This window comes from Cohaesibacter gelatinilyticus (assembly GCF_900215605.1).
Taxonomy (GTDB): domain Bacteria; phylum Pseudomonadota; class Alphaproteobacteria; order Rhizobiales; family Cohaesibacteraceae; genus Cohaesibacter; species Cohaesibacter gelatinilyticus.
The window spans coordinates 563517-586969 of the sequence record NZ_OBEL01000001.1 but is presented as its reverse complement, the minus strand read 5'-3'; the positions used below and the strand labels follow the sequence as shown (position 1 = coordinate 586969).

The window sequence follows — 23453 nt, the reverse complement described above, 5'->3', positions numbered from 1 at the left end:
CTACCTCTCCAGCAAAACGCCAGAACCGGCGCGCCAGTGAATGAAGACCTCATCGTCCCAGGTAATCGGTCGCTTGGAGAGATGCTGAACGTTGGCTTCCTGACTTTTGATAACCTGTCCGTTGCCCAACTTCACGTGATAGGTGGAGAAGGTCCCGGTATAGGCTATATCGAGCACCTTACCCTTCACATAATTATGGGCGTCAAGCGGCTCATCCTTGGAGATACGGATTTTCTCAGGGCGAATGGCAAGCCAGGCTTGGCTGTCTTTTGGTGGATGCGGATCGTCATTGCGCAAACGAATACGGATATCTTTCTGACCTTCCGCCCAGCTGAGCAAGGTGACATCATTTTCGCTATCACAGCCACCAGACGTACGGCCTTCGATGATATTGATGTCACCAAGGAAACTGGCGCAGTAACGACTATTGGGATGCTCATAAATATCAGAAGGTGTTGCCACCTGAATGATTTTACCGTGATCCATCACCGCGATACGGCTGGCCACGGTCATGGCCTCTTCCTGATCGTGGGTCACGATCACGAAAGTCATGCCGAGTTTTTCCTGAATATCCATCAGCTCGAACTGGGTCTGCTCACGCAATTTGCGATCCAGTGCCCCCAATGGTTCATCCAGCAACAAGAGCTTGGGGCGTTTCGCAAGCGATCTGGCGAGGGCAACGCGCTGACGCTGACCACCGGAAAGCTGGTGTGGTTTTCTTTTGGCGAACTGTTCCAATTGGACGAGGGAAAGCATTTCCTCGACACGGTCCTTGATTTCAGCCTTGGGTCGCCTTTCCTGCTTGAGGCCGAAGGCGATATTTTGCTCAACAGACATATGCGGAAAGAGCGCATAGGACTGGAACATCATATTGACAGGTCGCTCATGGGGAGCAGAAGCACTCAGAGGTTCACCACCCAAGGTGATCGAGCCTTCTGTCGGCGTTTCAAATCCAGCCAGCATACGCATCATGGTCGTCTTACCACAGCCAGATGGTCCCAGCAGGGCGAAGAATTCCCGCTCATAGATATTCAATGTCAGATCGTCGATGGCGGTAAAGGAGCCGTATTTTTTGGTGACATTTTCAAATTTCACCAATGGTGTCTCGTTCGGCTTGTCCCAAGGGGCAAAGTCGCAGGCAGGCACAGCTGCTCCGTTATTGCTCATGATGCTCTCGCTGTTCGCTGAATAAAAACCATAAAACCCATATACAAGAGCAGTCGAGACACCAGCTTGGTATCTCGACTTATCTTGCTCATTGTTGCGCTTATTGACCGGACTTGACTGCAGTCCAAGCGCGCGTCACGAGACGCTGGGTTTTAGGCGGATATGGCATGTGAACAAACAGCTTCTTGGCTGTCGCCTCATCCGGATAAACTGCGGGATCTTCAAGAACTTCCTTATCCAACAAGGGCTGAGAGGCTTTGTTGCCGTTGGCATAGACCACATAGTTGGATGCCTTGGCGATAACTTCCGGGCGCATGATGAAGTCAATAAATTTATGCGCGCCCTCTACATTCTTGGCGTCCGAAGGAATGGCCATTTGATCGAACCACATCTGAGCACCCTCTTGCGGGATGACATAGTTCACTTCAACACCGTTGTTGGCTTCAGCAGCACGGTCGCGAGCCTGGAACACATCACCGGACCAGCCAACTGCCAGACAGATATCACCATTAGCTAGCGCGTTGATATATTCGGAGCTATGGAATTTCTGTACATACGGACGAACTTTTTCGAGCAGCTCCTGGGCCGCTTTCAAATCCGCCTTGTCATGACTGTTCGGATCCTTGCCCAGATACATGAGAGCAGTCGGGATGATTTCGGTCGGCGCATCCAGCACATGGATGCCGCAATCCTTGAACTTGGCAGCCAGTTCTGGCTTGAAAATGATATCCCAGCTATTGACCGGCATTTCACCCAGACGCTTCTTGGCTTCCCCTACATTGTAACCAAGGCCAGTGGTACCCCAGAGATAGTTGACGGAATGATCATTACCTGGATCATATTTGGCAGTCTGCTCGGAGACCACGTCCCACATATTCTTCAGATTGGAGAGCTTCGGCTTGTCCAGTTTTTGGAAGACACCTGCCTGGATCTGGCGCATCAGGAATGTGCCCGACGGCACCACTACGTCATAACCGGAAGATCCAGCCAGCAGTTTGGTCTCCAGCACTTCGTTGGAGTCAAAAACATCATAAACAACTTTGATACCGGTTTCGGCTTCAAAGTCCTTGATGACGCTCTCATCAATATAATCTGACCAGTTATAGACATGCAGCACCTTATCTTCTGCCTGCGCGATTGCGCTGGTCGCCAGAAGTGCAGCCGTAATGATGCCTAGTTTGGAGCAAAGCTTTTTGGCTTTCACATCCATGTCTCTCTCCCCATTTGCCGGAGTGTTGTTTCATCGGTGATTGCGAATGGACCTTTTTCGGATCCTTTTATTTTTCACTTCTAAAATTTGATCACAAAATTTCAAGCTTCGCAAGCCCCTTCGATCAAATTGTCTTTCCTCTCCCCTCCCAAACGGCTATAACCAAGGCATGAAACATGACCAATCCAGCACATTTTCCTCGGTCCTACGCGAGGATTCCGCCCCCAACACCACCCATGAGCGCATCTATCGCGCTCTGAAGGAAAAATTGTTGTTTGGTGGATTTCTGCCCGGCAAAGCTGTTACCTTACGCGGACTTGCCGATGACCTCGGCGTTAGCCCCATGCCAGTTCGCGAAGCGGTGAGACGCCTCATTGCAGAAGGCGCTTTGGAACTTCATGGCAATCGCCGAGTTTCAATTCCCGAAATGAGCGAAAAAAATTACCGCGAGATTATGCTTGCACGCTCTTTGCTGGAGCCAGAGCTTGCCATTATGGCCATGCAAAATGCTGATGAAGCGCGGATTTCCGAACTTATCGCCATCGATGAGGAAATCGACGTTTGCTTGGAAAATGGCGATGTCGAAGGCTATATGCGCGGCAATTATCACTTCCATTTTCACCTCTATTCCTTTGCCTCCTCTCACGTTATGGCCAATTTGGTCGAGAGCCTTTGGATGCAGTTTGGCCCCTTCATGCGTCTAGTTTACGGGCGCCATGGCACCGCCAATCTGGTTGACCAACACAAACAGGCAATCGAAGCCCTGCAAAACAAGGATAGCTTGGCGTTACGCACAGCCATAACCGAGGATGTTCGGCAAGGAATGGTCTTCATTGGCGATCAGATTCAGTCCTGATTTTCGCAATCAGTGCATTTTGGGTGTTGACATCGAGATAAATGTGATCACAAAATATCTCAAATTGTGATCACAGATTTTCTTCCTGAATTGGGATAAGATCGCCCTATCACATTTCAAATGCCCTTTAGCGAGCCAGATGGATCTCACATGACCTCGACATCGAACGACAATGCTACACTTGGCGCCCTGCCTTCCACTCCGGAAGAAATGCGCGAATGGATGCGCGTACGCCATATTGACGAGGTTGAATGTGTTGTCCCTGATTTGGTCGGGGTCGCACGTGGTAAAGCCATGCCAGCATCGAAATTCTCCGGCTTCAATCCGACCTATCTACCGACCTCCATCTTTTTCCAGACCATTACCGGCAATTATATTGAAATGGACCATCGTGATGATTTCATGATGGAAAAGGACATTCAGCTGGTACCGGATCTGGCAACCTTGCGCGCTGTGCCATGGGCCAATGATCCTACCCTTCAGGTGATCCACGACCTGTATACTCTTGATGGTGAGCCAGTGGAGCTGGCGCCGCGCAATGTATTGAAGCGTGTGTTGAAACGCTATGAGGAAAAAGGCTGGGAGCCCGTCGTTGCACCCGAGTTGGAATTCTACCTTACGAAACGCAACACCAACCCAGATGATCCGCTAGAACCACCTGTTGGTCGTTCCGGTCGTCAGTCAGTTGGCCGTCAAGCCTATTCCATTGCTGCCGTCGATGAATATGACCGCGTGATCGAAGACATCTATGACTTTGCCGAAGCGCAAGGGCTGGAGATTGATACGGTTATTCAAGAAGGCGGCGCCGCGCAACTTGAGATCAATCTCATCCATGGCAATCCATTGAATCTTGCCGATCAGATCTTTGTTTTCAAACGTCTTATCCGCGAAGCTGCGTTTCGTCACGATTGCTATGCCACTTTCATGGCCAAGCCGATGGATAATGAACCGGGCAGCGCCATGCATATTCACCAAAGCCTGGTGGATGCAAAGACCAAGAAAAATGTTTTCTCGGACGAGAATGGCGAAGCGAGCGAGATTTTCTATCACTTCCTTGGCGGTCAGCAGGCCTATTTGCCTGACGCCATGAGCATTTTTGCGCCTTATGTGAACAGTTACCGCCGTTTGCTGGCAGGCGACTCAGCGCCCATCAATCTGGAATGGTCAATTGATAACCGCTCTGTTGGACTGCGCATTCCAAACTCCAATGCCAATAATCGCCGTATTGAAAACCGACTGGTCGGGGCCGATACCAATCCCTATCTGGCCATCGCCGCCAGCCTTGCCTGTGGCTTGCTGGGAATTGAGAATGAAGTTGCCCCTCGTGATGAGTTGAAGACTCATGCCCATGATCAGGAATTCAGCTTGCCGCGCTCCTTGCATCAATCATTGGAGCGATTGCAAGCCAATAGCGAACTTCATGAGCTTTTAGGACCGGATTTCGTTGAGATCTACAGCCAGATCAAACACGCCGAGTCTGAAGAATATATGCAAGTGATCAGCCCGTGGGAGCGGGAACATCTCTTGCTGACCGTCTAGCGATTGATCGCCAGACCAATCTTAACATCAAGAACAAAACCCAGATCAAAGCCCTGCAACCGGGCGCGTCACTGGCTTTTCAGCCGTCAGGAAAGGAATAGTCACATGACCTTCATGGCCAATCTACCCCCTACCGCAGAGTTGCAACAAAAGGATGCAGCCCATCATTTGCATCCCTTTACTGATACGGCTGATTTGAACGCCAAAGGTGCCCGTGTGATCTCTCGTGCGGAAGGCGTCTATCTTTGGGATACAGAAGGCAACAAGATGCTGGATGGCATGGCTGGACTTTGGTGCGTGAATGTGGGCTATGGTCGTCACGAGATCATTGATGCCGCCACCCGCCAGATGCAACAGTTGCCGTATTACAATACTTTCTTCCAGACCTCTCACCCTCCAGTGATTGCTCTGGCCGAAAAGCTGGCGCAATTGGCACCTGATCATATCAATCACGTCTTCTTTGCCGGCTCCGGATCAGAAGCCAACGATACGGTTGTCCGTATGGTTCGCCATTATTGGGCAAGCCAAGGCAAGCCAGACAAGAAGGTCATCATCTCTCGCAAGAATGGCTATCATGGTTCGACCATGGCCGGTGCCAGCCTTGGTGGGATGAGCTTCATGCATGCCCAAGGTGGATTGCCAATTCCTGACATCACCCATATCGACCAGCCACATTGGTATAAGGAAGGCGGCGATATGAGCCCGGAAGAGTTCGGTCTTGCACGAGCTCGCGCTTTGGAAGAAGAGATTGATCGTCTTGGCGAAGACAAGGTTGCCGCTTTCATTGCCGAGCCTATTCAAGGGGCTGGCGGTGTGGTCATTCCACCGGAAACCTACTGGCCAGAAATCCAGCGTATTTGTGATGAGCGCGAGATCTTGCTGATTGCGGACGAGGTGATCTGTGGTTTTGGCCGGACCGGTCAGTGGTTCGGCTCACAGACCTACAATATCAAGCCTGACCTGATGCCGATCGCCAAAGGCCTTTCTTCCGGTTATCTACCGATTGGTGGTGTTCTGGTCTCGGACCGCGTGGCGGAAGGTTTCATTGCTGATGGTGGTGAATTTGCCCATGGCTATACCTATTCCGGCCATCCGGTGGCATGTGCAGCAGCATTGACCAATCTGGAAATTCTGGAACAGGAAAATATTGTCAGCGATGTAGCCAGCCGCGCTGCGCCTTACCTGGCTGAAAAATGGGGTCAGCTTGGTGACCATCCCTTGATCGGCCAGGCGCGCTCCAAAGGACTGGTTGGTGCCATTGAGCTGACACCCGACAAAGCAGCGCGTGCTCCCTTCGCAGTGGAGGCCGGAACTGCAGGTCTGATTTGTCGTGAGCACTGCTTTGCCACTGGCCTGGTCATGCGCCATGTGGGCGACACCATGATCATTTCTCCTCCGCTTGTCATCTCCAACGAAGAAATTGACGAGTTGGTTGAGAAAGCCGGTAGATGTCTGGATCTGACTCTCGCAGATCTGAAAGCTCAAGGGCTTTACAAGTGATCCCTCTAGTGTGGTGGAATTGAAATAGGTATCATTTATCCGCAGGCGTGTTTGCCTATTTCAATTCCGCAAACCACACTAGAAGCACAGATTTGCTAGTCACCCGTTTGAATCTGAAGTTCGTTCAGTGCTCTCTGATAGTTTTGACGAACTTCAGATTCGGGTGACTAGTGGCCGGACCTTCGTTGCTGGCCATTCTTTTCATTCTTATGTTCTTTCGCCAAGGTGTATCATGAGCTTGTCCGGCAGCTTTCTTCATAGAAATGATCAGCAAGGGAAATATCCTCCCTCCTATTATCATGCCACGGCTAATTCGCATGATACCCTTCCCCATCTTCAAGGGGATCTGCAATTCGATGTCTGCATTGTGGGCGCAGGCTATATGGGGCTGTCTTCAGCGCTTCATCTTGCCGAGCGTGGGTACAAAGTGGCAGTCCTAGAGGCCCATCGTGTTGGCTGGGGGGCATCTGGCCGCAATGGCGGTCAGGTTGGTTCGGGTATGCGCAAAGAGCAGGACGAATTGGAAGATCTAGTTGGCCTGGACCATGCCCGTCAGCTTTGGGATATTGCGGAAGCATCCAAAGCCACAGTTAAGTCGCTGATTTCAAAGTTTGATATCCAGTGTGATCTCAAATCAGGCATTCTGCATGCGGATCATAAAAAGCGCTATGTACGGCACTCCAAAGCGATAGCTGAAAAGCTGCAATCAGAATATGACTACCAGCATATTCGCTTTGTGGACGGTGAAGAGATCCGTGAGATGGTTGGCTCGAACGCCTATCATGGCGGCACCCTCGATATGGATGCAGCACACCTCCACCCGTTGAATTTCGCGCTTGGCCTCTCAGACGCAGCTCGATCTCTAGGTGCCGAGATTTTCGAAAATAGCCAAGTCCTGAATATTCACAAAGGCTTGGCTGGCAACAAGGTCAAGCTTGAAACCGCACAGGGCTCTATTACAACCTCCCAAGTCATCATGGCCTGCAACGGCTATATGGAAGCCTTAATACCCAAAGTCGCGGCTAGAGTTATGCCGATGAATAATTGCATCCTGGCAACCGAGCCATTGTCTGATGATGCTGCAAAAAGTCTGATACGGGATGATGTAGCGGTCGCAGACAGCAAGTTCGTCATCAACTATTTTCGCCTCTCTGCCGACAAGCGCATGCTGTTCGGAGGAGGAGAAAATTACAGCTTCAAATTCCCTTCCGATATCAAGGCCTTTGTTACCAAGCCGATGCTGGAAATCTATCCGCAGCTCAAGGATGTCAAAGTCGATTATGCGTGGGCCGGCACACTGGGCATCACTCTCAACCGCATGCCCTATATCACCAAGATTGAACCCAATATTCTGAATGCAAGTGGCTTCTCCGGTCACGGGGTCGCCATGGCCACTCAAGCTGGCCAAATCCTTGCTGAGGCCATTGATGGGCAGGCCAGCCGCTTTGATGTGATGGAAAAAGTACCAACTCATATCTTCCCCGGTGGACGCCATTTGCGTTGGCCGCTCATGGTGTTAGGCATGTTCTATTACAGCTTGCGCGATAAATTATAAATCTCACCACTTCCCAAATAGGCTGACTTGCGGCATTCTTTCCTCTCAATTTGGGAGGATTGATCATGCGGTATATAGAAATATCCAAGAAGAGGCATTCTTTCACCCTGGCCAGTCTGGCCGCTCTCGTCCTACTTTCTGGCTCTGCCATTGCGCAGGAGACCATGCAACCGGAAAAAACGGTTGCAGTTGAACAGAAGAAGAGCGTAACCGCCAAAAGCTTCATGGTTTCTTCGGCCAATCCGATTGCCAGCCAGATCGGTTATGATGTGCTGAAGGCCGGTGGCAATGCCATGGATGCGGCCGTCGCCGTTCAATTTGCGCTTAATCTGGTTGAACCGCAAAGTTCTGGCATTGGTGGCGGTGCCTTTGCCCTTTACTGGGATGCCAAGGAACAAAAACTCACCAGCTTTGATGGGCGCGAAAAAGCTCCGATGGCAGCTACGCCTGATTACTGGATGGGCGACGATGGCAAACCGGTCAAATGGTTTGATGCGGTCGTTGGTGGTCGCTCTGTTGGTGTGCCCGGTACCTTGAAATTACTCGATGAAATGCATACACGCTTCGGACAAAGCGATTGGGCCGGTCTGATTGAACCCACACGCCAATTGGCAGCAGACGGCTTCAAGGTATCGCCACGTCTGGCGGGTCTGATCGAGAGCTCTGCCGGAAAGCGTAAACTTGATCTGTTCGGCCCGACAAAGGCTTACTTCTTTGATGAAGACGGTCTGTCGCTAAAGGCCGGACATCTATTGAAGAATCCTGCTTTTGCGGCAAATCTGGCAAACATTCAGAAAAATCGCTCCAAGGATTTCTATGAAGGGGGATTGGCGCAAGCAATCGTTGAAGGGGTCAAGACCGAAATCAATGCTGGCATTCTCACCATGGATGATATGAAAGCCTATGAGGTCAAAGAACGTCCAGCTGTTTGTGCCCCCTATCGTGGCTATGAGATTTGCGGCATGGGACCGCCATCCTCTGGTGGGCTGACAGTTGGACAAATCCTCTCCATGCTTTCTCATTTTGATATGAAGGCAATGGGCCCCGGTTTAGAAAGCAGCCATCTCTTTACCGAAGCAGCACGTCTCGCCTATGCTGATCGTGGGCTTTATATGGCCGACAGCGATTTTGTCGATATGCCGGAAGGCTTGCTGGATCAGGCTTATTTGAAGGAACGGGCCTGGTTAATCAATTCAGAGAAAAGCATGGGCAAAGCAACGGCAGGAACTCCACCATCTAAAAACCAAGCCAGGTTCGCACCAGATACTCAACTGGAACGCCCAGGCACCAGCCATTTTTCCATCGTTGATGCCGAAGGGAACATGGTGTCCATTACCACGACAATCGAGACAGGTTTTGGCTCGCGCGTCATGGTTGGTGGCTTCTTGCTAAATAATGAACTGACCGATTTTTCTCGCTCGCCCGAGAAAGAAGGAAAGCCGATTGCCAATCGGGTTGAAGGTGGCAAGCGCCCTCGTTCCTCCATGGCACCAACTATAGTGTTGAAAGATGGTGCTCCCATTCTGGCGATCGGTTCACCTGGTGGATCACGCATTATCAATTATGTAGCGCAAGCACTTGTGGCCATTCTGGACTTTGGCTTGGATCCACAAGACGCCTTGAATCAGCCCCATGTGGTCAATCGCAATGGTGCCACAGATCTGGAAAAAGGCACAAGCGCTGAAGAGCTGAAAGACGGATTGGAAGCCCTAGGACATGAAGTCAAGATCAGAGATCTCAATTCTGGCCTACATGCCATTCTGATCAAGGATGGCATGCTGATTGGTGCAGCCGATCCACGCCGCGAAGGTGTTGCAATGGGAGACTGAGTTTTTTGATAGTTCAGAAATGCAAAAGGGCCCGATTGGGCCCTTTTTTTATTGTTCAGGTTCGCGCACCTCAAGGTCTTGAAATGGCCTTGATCTCAAGGAAGTCATCCATGCCGAAATGACCACCTTCACGACCGATGCCGCTCATTTTATAGCCACCGAATGGGCTACCTGAGCTAATATCCGAACCATTGATGCGAACCATACCTGCACGCAGTTGATCGGCAACACGCTCGGCACGCTCCTCGCAACCGGTATCCATATAGGCGGCAAGGCCATATGGCGTGTCATTCGCAATCTCAATTGCCTCTTCTTCGCTATCAAACGGGATGATGGAGAGAACAGGGCCGAAGATCTCTTCGCGAGCGATGGTCATATCGTTGTTGACGTCACCAAAAACGGTTGGTTTACAGAAATAGCCGACATTGCGACCTTCCGGTTTTCCGACACCACCAGCCAGTAAGGTTGCACCTTCATCAATGCCTTTCTGAATCAAGGTCTGTACCCGCTCATACTGCAAAGCGCTGACGAGAGGACCGATGTGGCGACCTTCTTCCGCAGGATCGCCAACTTCAGTCTGCTCTGCTACTTTGGCCGCGATGTCCTTTGCCTGATCATAGGCTGAGCGCTCAACCAACATGCGAGTTGGGGCATTGCAGGATTGGCCCGTATTGTTAAAGACGTGACGAGTACCACGTTTGACAGCCTTTTCAACATCACTGTCGGCAAAGATGATATTCGGGCTTTTACCGCCCAACTCCAGCGCGACACGTTTGACAGTTTCTGCTGCATCTTTTGAGACTGCCACACCGCCACGGGTCGAGCCTGTGAAAGACATCATCTGTACATCAGGATGGCGAGATAGAGCGCTACCTACCACCGGACCTTCACCATTGATAAGGTTGAAAACACCAGCGGGAACACCTGCTTCATGCAGGATTTCTGCATAAAGCATCGCAGACAGCGGAGTGAGCTCGGATGGCTTCAACACCATGGTGCAACCAGAAGCCAAAGCCGGTGCAATTTTCAGCACCATCTGGTTCATTGGCCAATTCCAAGGCGTGATGAGACCGCAAACTCCGATCGCTTCACGCTGAATGATATCTCCACTAGGCGTGGTTTGCCGGAATTCATACTCCTTCAGAGCATCAATGAAACCCTGCAAATGGCCAATACCAACAGCAGCCTGCGCACGCTCGGAAAGCACCTTGGGAGCACCCATTTCCTGCGTGATGATACTTGCCATCTCATCGTAGCGCTTTTTGTAAGCTACCATGATACTTTCCAGAAGTTCGACCCGCTCTTGTTTTGTGGTTCTGGAGAAAGCAGGAAATGCATCTTTTGCTGCGGAAACTGCAGCATTGGCATCCGCTTCACTGCCCATGGAGATGGTTGCAATGGATTGTTCCGTTGCCGGGTTGATGACATCAAACTCTGTTGCTTGAATCGGATCGACCCAGGCCCCATTGATGAAGAATTGACGTTTATCCAAAATGGACATCGATTTCCTCCCTTAAGCACGTTCACACGTGCTCCTTCCAACTTAAACTTCTAGCCTGCCTTCTTTGCAGGTTCACTCTCAGTGCGATTTGCCTGATAGACAAGCAAAAATTCTACGACGGCCTTGGCCAACAATTCCCGATCCAACGGATGATCTTTTGTGGCAATGGCGGTATCGGCGACTTCGTCCGGCAGCCCTACTCCTTTTCTCAAGGAGAACAGATCGCTGGAATAGTCAGGCGAAAATTCCGGATGACCTTGAAATGAAATGGCTTTGTCCTGATAAGCGAGCGCTGCATAATCGCAGAAGTCTGATTTCGCGATAACATTCGCATCACGCGGCAAATCAACCACCTGATCCTGATGATATGCCTGAATGGCAAAGGAGCCCTCTTCCTTCGATGATAACGACTGTTCGGCTTTTTGCATCCAGTCAGGTTTATCCGTCCAATCATAAACATGGGCACCACATCCCCACCCTTTTGGAGATTTGATCACTTTCCCGCCCAAAGCTTCTGCCAAAATCTGGTGACCAAAGCAGATACCGACAATTGCTCTATCCTGTTCATAGGCTTCTGCAAGAAATCCGCGAAGGCGATGAATCCAGTCGTAATCTTCATATGCACCAAATTTCGAACCAGTGATCAACCAAGCATCACAATCCGTCACGCCACTTGGGAAATCCCCTTGCACTGGCGAATAAGTCTCTATTTTCCAGCTTGTTGGCATATTGCCCTGCAGAAGACTTGTGAACATGTCAGGATAGGAAGAATACTTCTCGACCAGTTCATCTGGCACAAGACCCGTTTCCAAAATTCCGATTGTGAATTGCTCACTCATAGTCAATTGGCTCCTGCTAGAAAGCTTGTCGTAGCTATTCATTTGGCTCGCTTGTTAGTTTTGTGATCACAAAATAGAAAAAGTACACTACTCTGTCAATGAAAGAGGTGTGTGCCAGTTTTAATCTTTTACGTCTGGCCCTTGCCAGAGATGCTCAGCTTGCATTCAATAGCATAGTGATTTGCTATGTAGAAATGTCCATTTCTGCTGACATGGTGATAAGGAAGTCCGAATGAAACAGCTCCTGGTGCATGCCCGATTGTTTGATGGTGAGCAGTTTCATGCTGGTAAAGCCGTTTTGCTGGACAGCATTCATATTGCCGATATCCTTGACTGCCCTACCGATCTATCCAGCTATCACAACAAGCATGTGCAAGTTCATGATCTTTCCGGCCTTGTTCTCTGTCCCGGTTTTGTTGATTTGCAAATCAATGGCGGAGGTGGCGTGATGCTGGGTGGACAATGTGATCTGTCTGGATTGGAGCAGATCGCAGATGCTCATCGCCGCTTCGGAACCACCTCCATGTTGCCAACTCTGATCAGTGATCGATGGGACGCCATGGAGCATGTTGCCGATCTTATACGCCGGGTCCATCGTCATTGGGGCGAGAATAGCTCCCTCTCAGCCATCAAGGGCGTACATTTTGAAGGCCCCTATCTGAATGTAGAGCGAAAGGGTGTGCATAGGTCCGAGATCATTCGCCTTGTTGAAGAGGATGGCACTGACGCAGCTTTGGATTTGCTGTCTCATCCCGATCTTGGGGTTAGGTTGGTCACACTGGCACCAGAAAAAGTTTGCCCCTCTTTCATCACATCACTCGTTGAGCGTGGTGTTCTGGTGAGTGCAGGCCATAGTGCTGCCAACTATCAGCAAATCCATAAGGCCTTACGGACAGGCATTAGTGGTTTCACGCATCTTTTCAATGCCATGACACCTTTTGGCAGTCGTGAACCCGGCGTTGTCGGTGCTGCTCTGGATGATGAGAAAGCTTATTGCGGACTGATCGTCGATGGCTTTCACGTTCATCCCGCCAGCCTGCGCATGGCCATAGCTGCAAAGGAAGCGCGCGCGGGCAAAGGCAAGATGATGCTGGTTACCGACGCTATGGCAGGCGTGGGCATGGAAGCAGACAAGGACGGCATCAAGTGCTTTGAACTGAATGGTGCGAGTATTCAGGCCCAGTATGGCAAATGCACGACCGAAGATGGCATCCTGGCCGGATCAGATCTCAACATGATGGGAGCAGTGCGCAACAGCGTTGAGCTTCTTGGCCTTCCTTTATCTGAAGTTCTGCGCATGGCATCGCTCTATCCGGCACGGTATATCCGCATGGATAAAGTGATTGGGCGTGTTGCTGGCGGATACAACGCCGATCTGGTGGCGTTTGATCCCGAGAACTGGCAAATAAAGCATAACTGGATCAATGGGTATGAGCGCTCCTATTGATCACTCGCTCTTCTATCTCAATTGTTAGAGCATTTTGAATGAATGTCCGGTTATTCAAATGCCTAAGCCATTGTTTCCAAGCATATTCTTATCCAAAAACCGCACACACTTTTCGGGAATATGCTCTAGCCACGCAGGAAGTCGTGATACCAGTTGCGAATAATCCGGCGCTCTTCTTCTTCCATATAGGTGATGTTGGCCGGAGGCATTGCATTGGTGCGTCCTGCATGAAGATAGATCAGATCCGCTGCCGCTGAGATTTGCCCTTCTGTTTCCAGCAAAACACCTTTGGGCGCTGTCGGGATACCATCCCAGCCGGGCTCTTCGGCATGGCACATGGAGCAGCGCCCCTGCACTATTTCGGTTACCTGCTCGAAGTTGGCATGGCTCGCCAACCTCATCTGATCATGGGTGAGCGCGCTTGTCTGCTCCATTTCTTCGCCAGTCTCATTCATCTCCTGAGGTGGCAGGAGAGACAGCCAAACTGCAGCAAAGAACAGTACCATTGTCGCCGGGATCGTCCAGATTGGATTGCCAGCTCTTGCATGACGAGTGTTGAAATAGTGGCGGATGGTGACGCCCATCAGGAATACAAGGGCTGCAATCAACCAGTTATAAGGCGAAGCAAAAGCCAGCGGGTAATGGTTTGACAGCATCAGGAAGATGACAGGAAGGGTCAAATAATTGTTATGGGTTGATCGCAACTTGGCGATCTTGCCATATTTGGCATCTGGTGTTGTGCCCGCTTTCAGATCTGCCACCACAATCCGCTGGTTTGGCATAATGATCAGAAAAACATTGGCAGTCATGATCGTCGCGGTGAATGCCCCGAGATGCAACATGGTCGCGCGGCCGGTGAAGACCTGATTATAACCCCAGGCCATGACAACAAGCATCACGAAGAGCAGGATCATCAGCGCAGTTGGCTTCTCACCCAAGGAGGATTTGCACAACACATCATAGATGATCCAACCAAGGATCAGGGAACCAGCTGAGATCGCCACTGCTTGCCAGACCTCAAACTCCAACTTCGCAGCATCAATCAGATAGAGCTCTGCTCCCATCCAATAGACAAGCGCGAGAAGAGCTGCGCCGGAAAGCCAGGTGGAATAGCTTTCCCACTTGAACCAGATAAGATGCTCTGGCATGGCTTCAGGCGCAACGAGGAACTTGCGGATGTGATAGAAGCCACCGCCATGAACCTGCCATTCTTCTCCATGAGCACCTTTTGGCAAATTGTCAGCCTTACGCAATCCCAGATCCAGCGCGATGAAGTAAAAACTGGAACCGATCCAAGCCATAGCAGTGATGACATGAAGCCAGCGCACAGCGAATTCCAACCAGCTCATCAGGAGTGGTGAGAGAATTACAAAATCCTCCATCTGTTAGCTCCCCCGATAAGTGGAATAGCCAAAGGGCGAGAGCAACAGCGGCACATGATAGTGACTGCCTTCGCTTATCCCAAAGCGGATGGGAATAAGATCGAGAAAGAGAGGTTCAGCCAGGTCGGGATGGATCTTGCGCAGATAATCTCCGGCATGGAAAACCAGCTCATATTGCCCAATCTGGAACTGATCCTGTGGCAAGATGGGGCTGTCCGTGCGACCATCATCATTGGTGACCATGCTGGTGAGATGGCGCAACTGGCCGTTTTCAAACCGCATCAGATCGATATGCAGGCCTGCGGCAGGTTGGCCAAGAGCCGTATCCAGAATATGGGTGGTGAGAAATCCGCTCATTCGCTCTTTTCCATCCTCTCAAGCTCGGGTCGCCTGTAGCTTCAGCCATCCTGGACCGAAGATTCACGGCTATAATATATCTTTATTTTCTGATGGTGTGCGTCGAGGGTATATTGCGCAATTCTTATATCTCTTTCTACGATTTATTGAAAATATACGCCGATTGCTTTGCGATAGAATGAAAATGAGCTGACCCAAGTTTACGACTCAAAGGGGCATCATGACGCGTTATTCCAGAGACATGCGTGGCTACGGCCAGGCTCGACCTGCTGTCCATTGGCCGAATGGTGCGAAGATCGCCGTTCAATTCGTTCTCAATTACGAAGAAGGTGGAGAGAATTGCCTGCTCCATGGCGATGAAGCCTCCGAGGCTTTTCTGTCTGAAATTGTCGGTGCTGCCCCCTGGTCCGGTCAACGTCACTGGAATATGGAAAGCATCTACGAATATGGTGCGCGCTCCGGTTTCTGGCGATTGCATGATGTGTTCAGATCCGCTGATATTCCCCTGACCATCTTTGGTGTTGCGACTGCCCTTGCCCGCAATCCCGAGCAAGTCCAAGCCATGCTTGAAGCGGACTGGGAGATTGCCAGCCATGGCCTGAAATGGATTGATTACAAGGACTTCACCGTAGAGGACGAAGCCACGCATATGCGTGAGGCCATCCGCCTTCATGCGGAAGTGACTGGTGAAAAGCCCAAGGGCTGGTATTGCGGGCGCTGCTCGGCCAGCACTGTCAATCTGGCTAGTGACATTGGCGATTTCGATTATATCTCAGATTCTTATGCGGATGATCTACCCTATTGGCGTCGTCACTATACAGGCAAGGATCAGTTGATCGTGCCTTATACGCTCGACTGCAACGATATGCGCTTTGCAACAAATCAGGGCTTCAATTCCGGTGACCAATTCTACGCCTATCTGAAAGACAGTTTTGATTGCCTTTATGAGGAAGGCAATCAAGGCCAGCCAAAAATGATGTCTATCGGGCTTCATTGTCGTCTGGTTGGGCGTCCGGGGCGCATTCAGGCGCTGAAACGCTTTATCGATTATGCACAAAGCCATGATGATGTTTGGTTTGCCCGTCGGATCGACGTTGCCCATCATTGGAAAGAACATCATTCGCCGCAATGGTCTGCCCTGCAGCCATCTGGTATGGAGAAAGCTGACTTCCTGAAGCAATTTGGCGATATCTTTGAGCATTCCTCTTTCATTGCCGAAAGAGCTTTTGATCTGGAACTGGGGCCGGCCCATGACAGCCCTGTCGGGATCCATAATGCGCTATGCCGGATTTTCCGCTCAGCCAGCAAGGAAGAACGCATGGGCATATTGAAGGCACATCCGGATTTGGCAGGAAAGCTAGCCGCTGCCAAGCAGCTGACCGAAGCCTCCAATCAGGAACAAGCCTCAGCTGGCCTGGATATTTTGAGCGATGAAGAGCGGACACATTTCACCGATCTGAACCAGCGCTATGTCGAGAAGCACGATTTTCCCTTCATCATCGCTGTGCGGGATCATAATAAAGCATCGATATTGAGCGCTTTTGAAAGACGAATAGAGAATGACAGTGAAATAGAATTTAGTGAGGCATGCCGTCAGGTGGAGCGGATTGCGTGGCATCGTCTTCATGCCCTATGGGATCAGGAAGATGGATGATGTACCAAATCAAGTCGTGATAAAAACCGCACCGTTGACCGAGGAAGCTTTTGCCCCTTTCGGTGACGTGATCAAGCTGGGACCTTTACCCGACTTCCTGATCAATCAGGGCCTCTGTGGTCGGCATCATGATCTGGCCAAGCTTGATTTTTCTCCCGATATTGGTGATGGCCGTGCTGGGATCAGTTTATTCAATGCCGCCCCAAGGAGCCTTCCCTACTCATTGGACCTAATGGAGCGTCATCCCTTGGGCAGTCAGGCTTTCCTTCCAATGCATGAAGCGCCATTTCTGGTTATTGTGGCAGAAGATGATGCTGGGCGCCCCGCTCACCCCCAAGCCTTTCTCACAGAACCCGGCCAAGGCATCAATTTCCATCGTAACGTCTGGCATGGAGTTTTGACACCACTTTCCAGTTCCAAACATCGCTCAGGCCTATTCGCGGTGATTGACCGAGTTGGTGAAGGAAACAATTTGCAAGAATTCTGGTTTGATCAACCCTATCGCATTGAAGAAGCTGATTAGGCATCCATTCCTTGAAGCTTGCTTTTCTGCGGCACTCCTGCCACGTAAGTCTCGGCAATTGCTCGATCATCTCCCATGATCTGTAGGATGAACAATTCCTCGCTCAGTTTCTCAGCCTTTTGCATGCGAAGTGCCATCGCAGGCGTTGAGGCGCTATCGAGCACCACAATGTCGGCTTCGCTTCCTTCTTCCAACGTGCCAATCTGGCTTTGCAGGCCAAGCGCTTCTGCATTGCCTTTCGTTATCCAGTAGAACGCACGCAACGGATCGAGCTTTTGCCCTCTGAGCTGCAGGATCTTATAGCCTTCATTCAAAGTCTGCAGCATGGAATAGCTGGTACCGCCACCGATATCCGTTGCAATGGCATTGGTGATGCCTTTCTCCCGAAGGCCTGCATCATTAAACAATCCCGATCCCAAAAACAGATTGGAGGTTGGGCAGAAGACCGGTCTGGCATCCGTGTCCGCCAGCACTTCAATCTCTCGTGGTTCTAGATGGATACAATGGCCGAGCAGTATTTTCTCGGACAAGAGGCCATAGTCTTCATAGATACCCAGATAGTCCTTGGCATCGGGATAGAGGCTCTTGGTGAAGGCGATTTCATCCATATTTTCAGAAAGATGGGTCTGGATATGACAATCGGGATGATCTTTCACCAATTGCCCTGTTGCTTCCAACTGCTCTGGCGTTGAGGTGATGGCAAAACGTGGCGTGATTGCATAGAGATTGCGCCCCTTACCATGCCAAGCGTCTATCAGCGCCTTGCTGTCATCATAGCCCGACCTTGGGGTATCCAGCACACTGTCGGGCGCATTTCGATCCATCATGACCTTGCCGCCAATCATACGCATATTGCGGGCACTGGCCTCGGTGAAGAAAGCTTCCGCGCTTTGGCGATGGACCGAACAATAGGCCACTGCCGAGGTGGTGCCATGACGGATCAACTCGTCAAAAAAGGCTTTTGCCATAGCCTTTGAATGGCTTGGATCTTCATAAAGTGCTTCCTGCGGGAAGGTATAATTGTTCAGCCAGTCAAGCAATTGCGCACCCCAGGAGGCGATGACCTGCACTTGCGGGAAATGCAAATGAGGATCGATAAAGCCCGGCATCAATAAATGGGGGCGATGGTCAATCAGGGTCAGATCATCCAGATCACTTTTATGCTGGCGAATGAGGGCTTCAAAATCGTCGCACGCGATGATTTTGCCATTCTCAACCAACAAGGCTCCATCTTCCAGATAAAGATAGGATTGCTGATCGTCGATGCCTTTGGGTTCGGCATGGAAACTCAGCACACGTCCGCGCAGAAGTGTTTTCACTTGTCCTATCCTTTCAGATATCTGACTTTGCTATCTGGTATTATTGATCATCCGCATTTGTGCGACGGGCAAATTACTGCTCTGATACTTTGCTTCGCAAGGGCTTTTGCACCAATGCCCCCTGATTTAATGCTGCGATCAGTTCTGCAGTGATCAGAGCCGCTATAACCTCGGGCCTCTTATCTTCTGAAGCAACGGCAACACTCTTTGCCATTGGGCAAATCAAATCTTTGGCGGAAAGTTCAGGAGCCTCACCCGCCAACCAATGCCTGAAGCGTGCAGCTTTGCTTTTAGAACCAATCATGCCGACATAGCATGCATCCCGTCTCGCCAAAGCTTCGCGGGCCAATAGAAAATCCAGCGCATGATCATGAGTTGCGATAACGAAGGTGCTCCCAGGTGCGGCCATCCTCATTCTCTCTTCCGGCAATGGAGTGAGATAGGTCTCGATATCAGCCCGACAGAGCGCGAGCTCTTCCTTTCGGCTATCAATCAGAACGGGTCTCACAGGCAAAAGTGACAAGCTATTCGCCAACGCTCTGCCTACATGCCCCGCGCCAAACAGGTAGATAGCGGGGCGCTTGGCGATTTCCGCGACTTCTTCCCTCAAACGCTGTTGTTTTAGCTGTTGATTCATCAGCGTAAGTGTCAACTCTACTCGACCACCGCAGCATTGGCCGATTTCAGGCCCCAAAGGCACATCCATGATCTGAGGCACTTCAATTGATTGCTGACGTAGAAGACTACGCGCCTTGTCGATGGCCATATATTCCAGCTGTCCGCCTCCGATGGTGCCGCATTGCGTCGCGGGGCTTACATAGATGCGTGCCCCCTCTTCTCGCGGAGACGATCCGCGCACTCTGGAGATCTCAATTTCCATGATGGATTGATGAGCTGGGAAGAAGTTGGAGAGCACAGTCATGACGCTTCCCTCGTTCCGTCCAATGCTTCCATAGCCAGAAGCACTCGTTCTGGAGTGGCTGGCGCTTCCAATTGAGGGCAAATTTTATAGTCTGCAACGCTAGCTACAGCCATGGAGAGTGCCTCAAAAACCGAGATGGCCAGCATGAAAGGTGGCTCGCCAACCGCTTTGGAGCGTTTGATGGTCAGTTCCTTGGCTTCGCTCCAATCCGCCAATTCGACATTGAAAATACGCGGAATATCAGAGGCCAGAGGGATTTTATAGGTCGATGGAGCATGGGTGCGGAGCTGACCTTTCTCATCCCACCAAAGCTCTTCGCTGGTCAGCCAGCCCATGCCTTGGATGAAGGCGCCTTCCACCTGCCCCTTATCCAGAGCCGGGTTCAAAGATCGGCCCACATCATGCAGCACATCCACCCGATCCACGCGATATTCTCCGGTCAGCCGATCGACGCTGACTTCCGAGACTGCAGCGCCATAGGCAAAATAATAGAAGGGTCGGCCCATGCCTTTTTCGCGATCCCAATGGATTTTCGGCGTTTTGTAAAAGCCGGTATCAGAGAGCTGGACACGCGCCATATAGGCAGCTTCAATCAGATCGGGAAACGGGATCAGCTCTTCGCCGATCTGAACATGATTGGGCAGGAAGCCCACATGAGAGGTCTCGACTTTCCAGTGCTCAGCCGCAAATGCGATAAGGCGGCTTTTGATTTTGTTAGCAGCATCCAATGCTGCCATACCATTGAGATCGGTGCCAGATGAGGCCGCAGTTGCGGAAGTATTGGGAACTTTCTCAGTCGTGGTCTTGGTAATCTTGATCTTTGCAAGATCGATCTGAAAAGCCTCGGCCACGATTTGCGCGACCTTGGTGTTCAGCCCCTGGCCCATTTCCGTGCCGCCATGGTTCAGTTGAACGGAGCCATCTCGATAGATGTGAAGCAAACATCCGGCCTGATTATACCAGGTGGCCGTGAAGGAAATTCCAAACTTGACGGGTGTCAGCGCAATGCCTTTCTTGATCGAAGCGTTGCTTTCGTTATGCGCCAGAATGGCCTCACGCCGGGCTTGATAGTTTGAATTCTGCTCCAATTCCTCGATCAGACGATGCAGAATATTGTCTTCGACCGACTGATGGTAGGGCGTCAGCGCGTTGGGGTGGCCATTCTCTTGGGCTTCAGTACTGTCCATAGCGGGATAAAGATTTGCTTTTCGGATCTCCAAAGGATCTTTACCCAAGGAATAAGCTATTTCTTCAACCATTCGTTCAGCTGCGATCACGCCTTGAGGACCACCAAAGCCGCGAAAGGCCGTGTTGGAAACAGTGTTGGTTTTCATCGGATGAGATCGCAAGCAGACATTGGGATAGAAGTAAGCATTGTCGGCATGGAAAAGCGCACGATCTGTCACCGGGCCGGAAAGATCGGCCGAATAACCACAGCGGGCGGCAAAATCCGCATCAACGGCCAGAATTTTACCGCTCTCGTCGAACCCGACATCATATTGAATAGCAAAGTCATGGCGCTTGCCAGTGATCATCATGTCATCATCACGATCGGGGCGCAGTTTAACGGGACGGTTCCATTTCTTGGCGGCCAGTGCTGCAACGGCAGCAAAGATATTCATCTGGGTTTCCTTGCCGCCAAAACCGCCACCCATCCGCCTTACCGAGACTGTGACTGCATGCGATGCAATGCCCAGCACATGCGCGACCATATGCTGGGCTTCGCTTGGATGCTGAGTGGAGGAAAAAACCTCAACATCCTCATCTTCTCCGGGTATGGCAAAGGCAATCTGACCTTCCAGATACATATGATCCTGTCCACCAACCACCATCTTGCCTTGCAGTCGATTGGGAGCAGATTGTAGCGCTGGTTGAACATCGCCCCGTTCCAGCTTTAACGGTGCAGAGACATAGGGGTATCCCGCCTCTTGTGCCTCGGAAATGCTAAGGGCTGGCTTTTTAGCCCGTAGCTCCAGTTTAGCCAGTTTTGCTGCCCGGCGCGCCTGATCACGTGTTTTGGCAACGACTGCAAAAAGCGGTTGCCCCCAGAACTCAACCCGATCCGTTGCAAAGACAGGTTCATCATTCAATCCCGTTGGGCTGATATTGTTATGGCCGGGAATATCAGCTGCTGACAGCACGCCCACGACACCCGGTGCAGCACGGATGGCTGAGAGGTCCAGATTGACGATCTTACCGCAAGCCTGTTCTGCCAGTCCCAGATAGGCGTGCAAGGTACCAACAGGCTCTGGAATATCATCGGCATAGTTAGCTGAACCGGTGGCATGTTTGGCAGCACTATCGTGTGGGATGGCCTGATGGGTGATCCCTTTCAATCCCTTGGTCATTGCGCTGCCTCCAGTCCAGTAAAGCCATTGGCTTTTTCCAGATAGAAGCGACGGAACAAATTTTGCGCGACTTTCATGCGATAGGCACTACTCGCTCTCATATCACTGAGCGGGGTGAACTCTTCTTCCAGTATCTGAGCCGCCTTGATCATGCTTTCTTCAGAGAATGGCTGACCAATCAAAGTCTTTTCTGCGGCCTGTGCCCGTTTTGGCGTTGCTGCCATGCCACCGAACGCTATCCGCGCCGAACGGATGATGCCATTTTCAATCACCAGATTGAAACCCACGGCGACGCTGGAGATATCTTCATCCCGTCGCTTGGAGATCTTGTAGGCAGCAACCTCATTATTGGCTGCCATGAGCGGGATATGAATCGAATGCAGATATTCACCCGGTTGGCGGTCCTGCTTGCCATAGGCAAGAAAGAAATCCTCCAATGGCAATTGGCGACTTCCCTCGACAGATTTGAGGCAGATCTCCGCCCCGAGCGCTATCAGAATGGGGGGCATGTCACCAATCGGTGAGCCGTTTGCGATATTACCGCCGATTGTTCCCATGGAACGCACCTGCCAGCCACCAATACGCAACAGATATGGTTCAATCATTGGAAAGGCTTTGATCAGGTCTGGCATGGCATCACTATAGCTCACACCCGATCCGATGGTGAGGCTATCACCCTTGTACTTAATGGTCTTGAGTGCCTTAAGATTACCTATATGGATAAGGGCTGGTATCGAACTCAGAAACTTTGTCACCCACAGCCCTGCATCTGTTGCTCCGGCAATCAAAGTGGCATCGGGATGCTCTGCATAAAAATTAGCCAGATCCTCCTCGTTCGCGGGGATAAAGATTTGCTCTGGTCCACTATCCCCCTGCTTTTGCAAAAGAACGGATTGATCATGTTTCAGCTTTGAGAGCGCTTCTTTCACCATCGCTCGTTCATCCAGCAACGGATCAGATCTTGGCCAGTCCTGATCGTAACAAACGGCTTGCGCAGCTCTGATGATTGGCTCATAGCCCGTGCAACGGCAGAGATTTCCCTGCAATGCGTGTTCAATCTGCTCACGGCTTGGTTTTGCTGTTCTCATCCAGAGGGCATAGAGCGCCATGATGATACCGGGCGTACAGAAGCCGCACTGACTCCCATGATGCTCAATCATGGCCTTCTGGATTGGATGAAGAGTTCCCTCGGCCCCTTTGAGATGTTCAATTGTCACGACATGACAGCCATCGAGGCTGGAGAGAAAACGAATGCAACCATTGACCGGTTCATAGATCAATTCATCATCTACCAGCCTCCCCACCAGCACGGTGCAGGCTCCACAATCCCCTTCCGCGCAGCCTTCCTTGGCTCCGGTCAGGCGCTGATTGAGGCGCAAGAAATCCAGCAACATATCGCCAGTACCGACTTCATTGAGGGTAATGGTTTGATCATTCAGCAGAAATTGAATGCAGTGACGCATAGTGGGCAACGGAACAGACTCCGGTCATGATGGTCCTAAGAT

18 protein-coding genes are annotated in these 23453 nt (G+C 51.0%); 8 read left to right on the top strand and 10 right to left on the bottom strand.

Going from position 1 to position 23453, the window contains the following annotated elements:
* Together CRO57_RS02580 and CRO57_RS02575 are read right to left on the bottom strand one after the other, a co-directional pair.
* Window positions 1-1167 (bottom strand): ABC transporter ATP-binding protein, encoded by a 1167-nt coding sequence (locus CRO57_RS02580; RefSeq protein ID WP_097151833.1) that lies wholly within the window; start codon window positions 1165-1167, stop codon window positions 1-3.
* 100 nt (window positions 1168-1267) lie between these two features.
* Window positions 1268-2377: a polyamine ABC transporter substrate-binding protein gene (locus tag CRO57_RS02575; protein ID WP_097151832.1), complete on the bottom strand. Its 1110-nt coding sequence runs from the start codon at window positions 2375-2377 to the stop codon at window positions 1268-1270.
* 169 nt (window positions 2378-2546) lie between these two features.
* On the opposite strand from CRO57_RS02575, the gene CRO57_RS02570 reads away from it, so the two are divergent.
* The 5 genes from CRO57_RS02570 to ggt all read left to right on the top strand — a co-directional run bounded on the left by CRO57_RS02570 (window position 2547) and on the right by ggt (window position 9656).
* On the top strand, window positions 2547-3233 hold the full coding sequence (locus CRO57_RS02570) for a GntR family transcriptional regulator (RefSeq protein ID WP_097151831.1): 687 nt from the start codon (window positions 2547-2549) through the stop codon (window positions 3231-3233).
* 150 nt (window positions 3234-3383) lie between these two features.
* Window positions 3384-4772: a glutamine synthetase family protein gene (locus CRO57_RS02565; protein ID WP_097151830.1), complete on the top strand. Its 1389-nt coding sequence runs from the start codon at window positions 3384-3386 to the stop codon at window positions 4770-4772.
* Window positions 4773-4877: 105 nt separating this feature from the next.
* Entirely contained in the window at window positions 4878-6272 is a 1395-nt protein-coding gene (locus CRO57_RS02560) for an aspartate aminotransferase family protein (RefSeq protein WP_097151829.1), read from the top strand.
* Window positions 6273-6504: 232 nt separating this feature from the next.
* Window positions 6505-7827, top strand: a complete 1323-nt coding sequence (locus CRO57_RS02555) for an NAD(P)/FAD-dependent oxidoreductase (protein WP_097151828.1) — start codon at window positions 6505-6507, stop codon at window positions 7825-7827.
* A 65-nt stretch (window positions 7828-7892) separates the two neighbouring features.
* Complete coding sequence (gene ggt, locus CRO57_RS02550) at window positions 7893-9656, top strand: gamma-glutamyltransferase (protein WP_097151827.1); 1764 nt, start codon at window positions 7893-7895, stop codon at window positions 9654-9656.
* 70 nt (window positions 9657-9726) lie between these two features.
* Here ggt and CRO57_RS02545 read toward each other — a convergent pair whose 3' ends face one another.
* Both CRO57_RS02545 and CRO57_RS02540 read right to left on the bottom strand, forming a co-directional pair.
* Window positions 9727-11151, bottom strand: a complete 1425-nt coding sequence (locus CRO57_RS02545; RefSeq protein ID WP_097153155.1) for an aldehyde dehydrogenase family protein — start codon at window positions 11149-11151, stop codon at window positions 9727-9729.
* A 56-nt stretch (window positions 11152-11207) separates the two neighbouring features.
* Window positions 11208-11996 carry a glutamine amidotransferase-related protein gene (locus CRO57_RS02540; RefSeq protein ID WP_097151826.1) on the bottom strand — a complete coding sequence of 263 codons (789 nt, stop codon included), beginning with the start codon at window positions 11994-11996 and terminating at the stop codon, window positions 11208-11210.
* 232 nt (window positions 11997-12228) lie between these two features.
* On the opposite strand from CRO57_RS02540, the gene nagA reads away from it, so the two are divergent.
* The gene (nagA, locus tag CRO57_RS02535) at window positions 12229-13443 is read left to right on the top strand and encodes an N-acetylglucosamine-6-phosphate deacetylase (protein WP_097151825.1); all 1215 of its coding nucleotides are present in this window, start codon (window positions 12229-12231) and stop codon (window positions 13441-13443) included.
* A gap of 125 nt (window positions 13444-13568) precedes the next feature.
* Here the strand turns inward: nagA and CRO57_RS02530 are convergent, their stop codons facing one another.
* Window positions 13569-14825 (bottom strand): urate hydroxylase PuuD, encoded by a 1257-nt coding sequence (locus tag CRO57_RS02530; protein WP_097151824.1) that lies wholly within the window; start codon window positions 14823-14825, stop codon window positions 13569-13571.
* A 3-nt stretch (window positions 14826-14828) separates the two neighbouring features.
* Window positions 14829-15182 carry a hydroxyisourate hydrolase gene (uraH, locus tag CRO57_RS02525; protein WP_097151823.1) on the bottom strand — a complete coding sequence of 118 codons (354 nt, stop codon included), beginning with the start codon at window positions 15180-15182 and terminating at the stop codon, window positions 14829-14831.
* Between the two features lie 220 nt (window positions 15183-15402).
* Between uraH and puuE the strand changes: the two genes are divergently transcribed.
* Together puuE and CRO57_RS02515 are read left to right on the top strand one after the other, a co-directional pair.
* The gene (gene puuE, locus CRO57_RS02520; RefSeq protein WP_097151822.1) at window positions 15403-16836 is read left to right on the top strand and encodes an allantoinase PuuE; all 1434 of its coding nucleotides are present in this window, start codon (window positions 15403-15405) and stop codon (window positions 16834-16836) included.
* Window positions 16829-17359 (top strand): ureidoglycolate lyase, encoded by a 531-nt coding sequence (locus tag CRO57_RS02515; protein WP_097151821.1) that lies wholly within the window; start codon window positions 16829-16831, stop codon window positions 17357-17359. Before puuE ends, CRO57_RS02515 begins: the two co-directional genes overlap by 8 nt.
* Here CRO57_RS02515 and guaD read toward each other — a convergent pair.
* From guaD to xdhA, 4 genes are all read right to left on the bottom strand, one after another.
* A complete protein-coding gene (gene guaD, locus CRO57_RS02510; RefSeq protein WP_097151820.1) occupies window positions 17356-18678 on the bottom strand; it encodes a guanine deaminase in 1323 nt (440 codons plus the stop codon). The two genes, CRO57_RS02515 and guaD, sit on opposite strands and share 4 nt — an antisense overlap.
* Window positions 18679-18751: 73 nt before the next feature.
* The gene (gene xdhC, locus CRO57_RS02505; RefSeq protein WP_097151819.1) at window positions 18752-19600 is read right to left on the bottom strand and encodes a xanthine dehydrogenase accessory protein XdhC; all 849 of its coding nucleotides are present in this window, start codon (window positions 19598-19600) and stop codon (window positions 18752-18754) included.
* Window positions 19597-21948, bottom strand: a complete 2352-nt coding sequence (gene xdhB / locus CRO57_RS02500; protein ID WP_097151818.1) for a xanthine dehydrogenase molybdopterin binding subunit — start codon at window positions 21946-21948, stop codon at window positions 19597-19599. The genes xdhC and xdhB overlap by 4 nt, the downstream gene beginning before the upstream one ends.
* Window positions 21945-23411 (bottom strand): xanthine dehydrogenase small subunit, encoded by a 1467-nt coding sequence (gene xdhA, locus CRO57_RS02495; protein ID WP_097151817.1) that lies wholly within the window; start codon window positions 23409-23411, stop codon window positions 21945-21947. Before xdhA ends, xdhB begins: the two co-directional genes overlap by 4 nt.
* Window positions 23412-23453 lie beyond the last annotated feature (42 nt).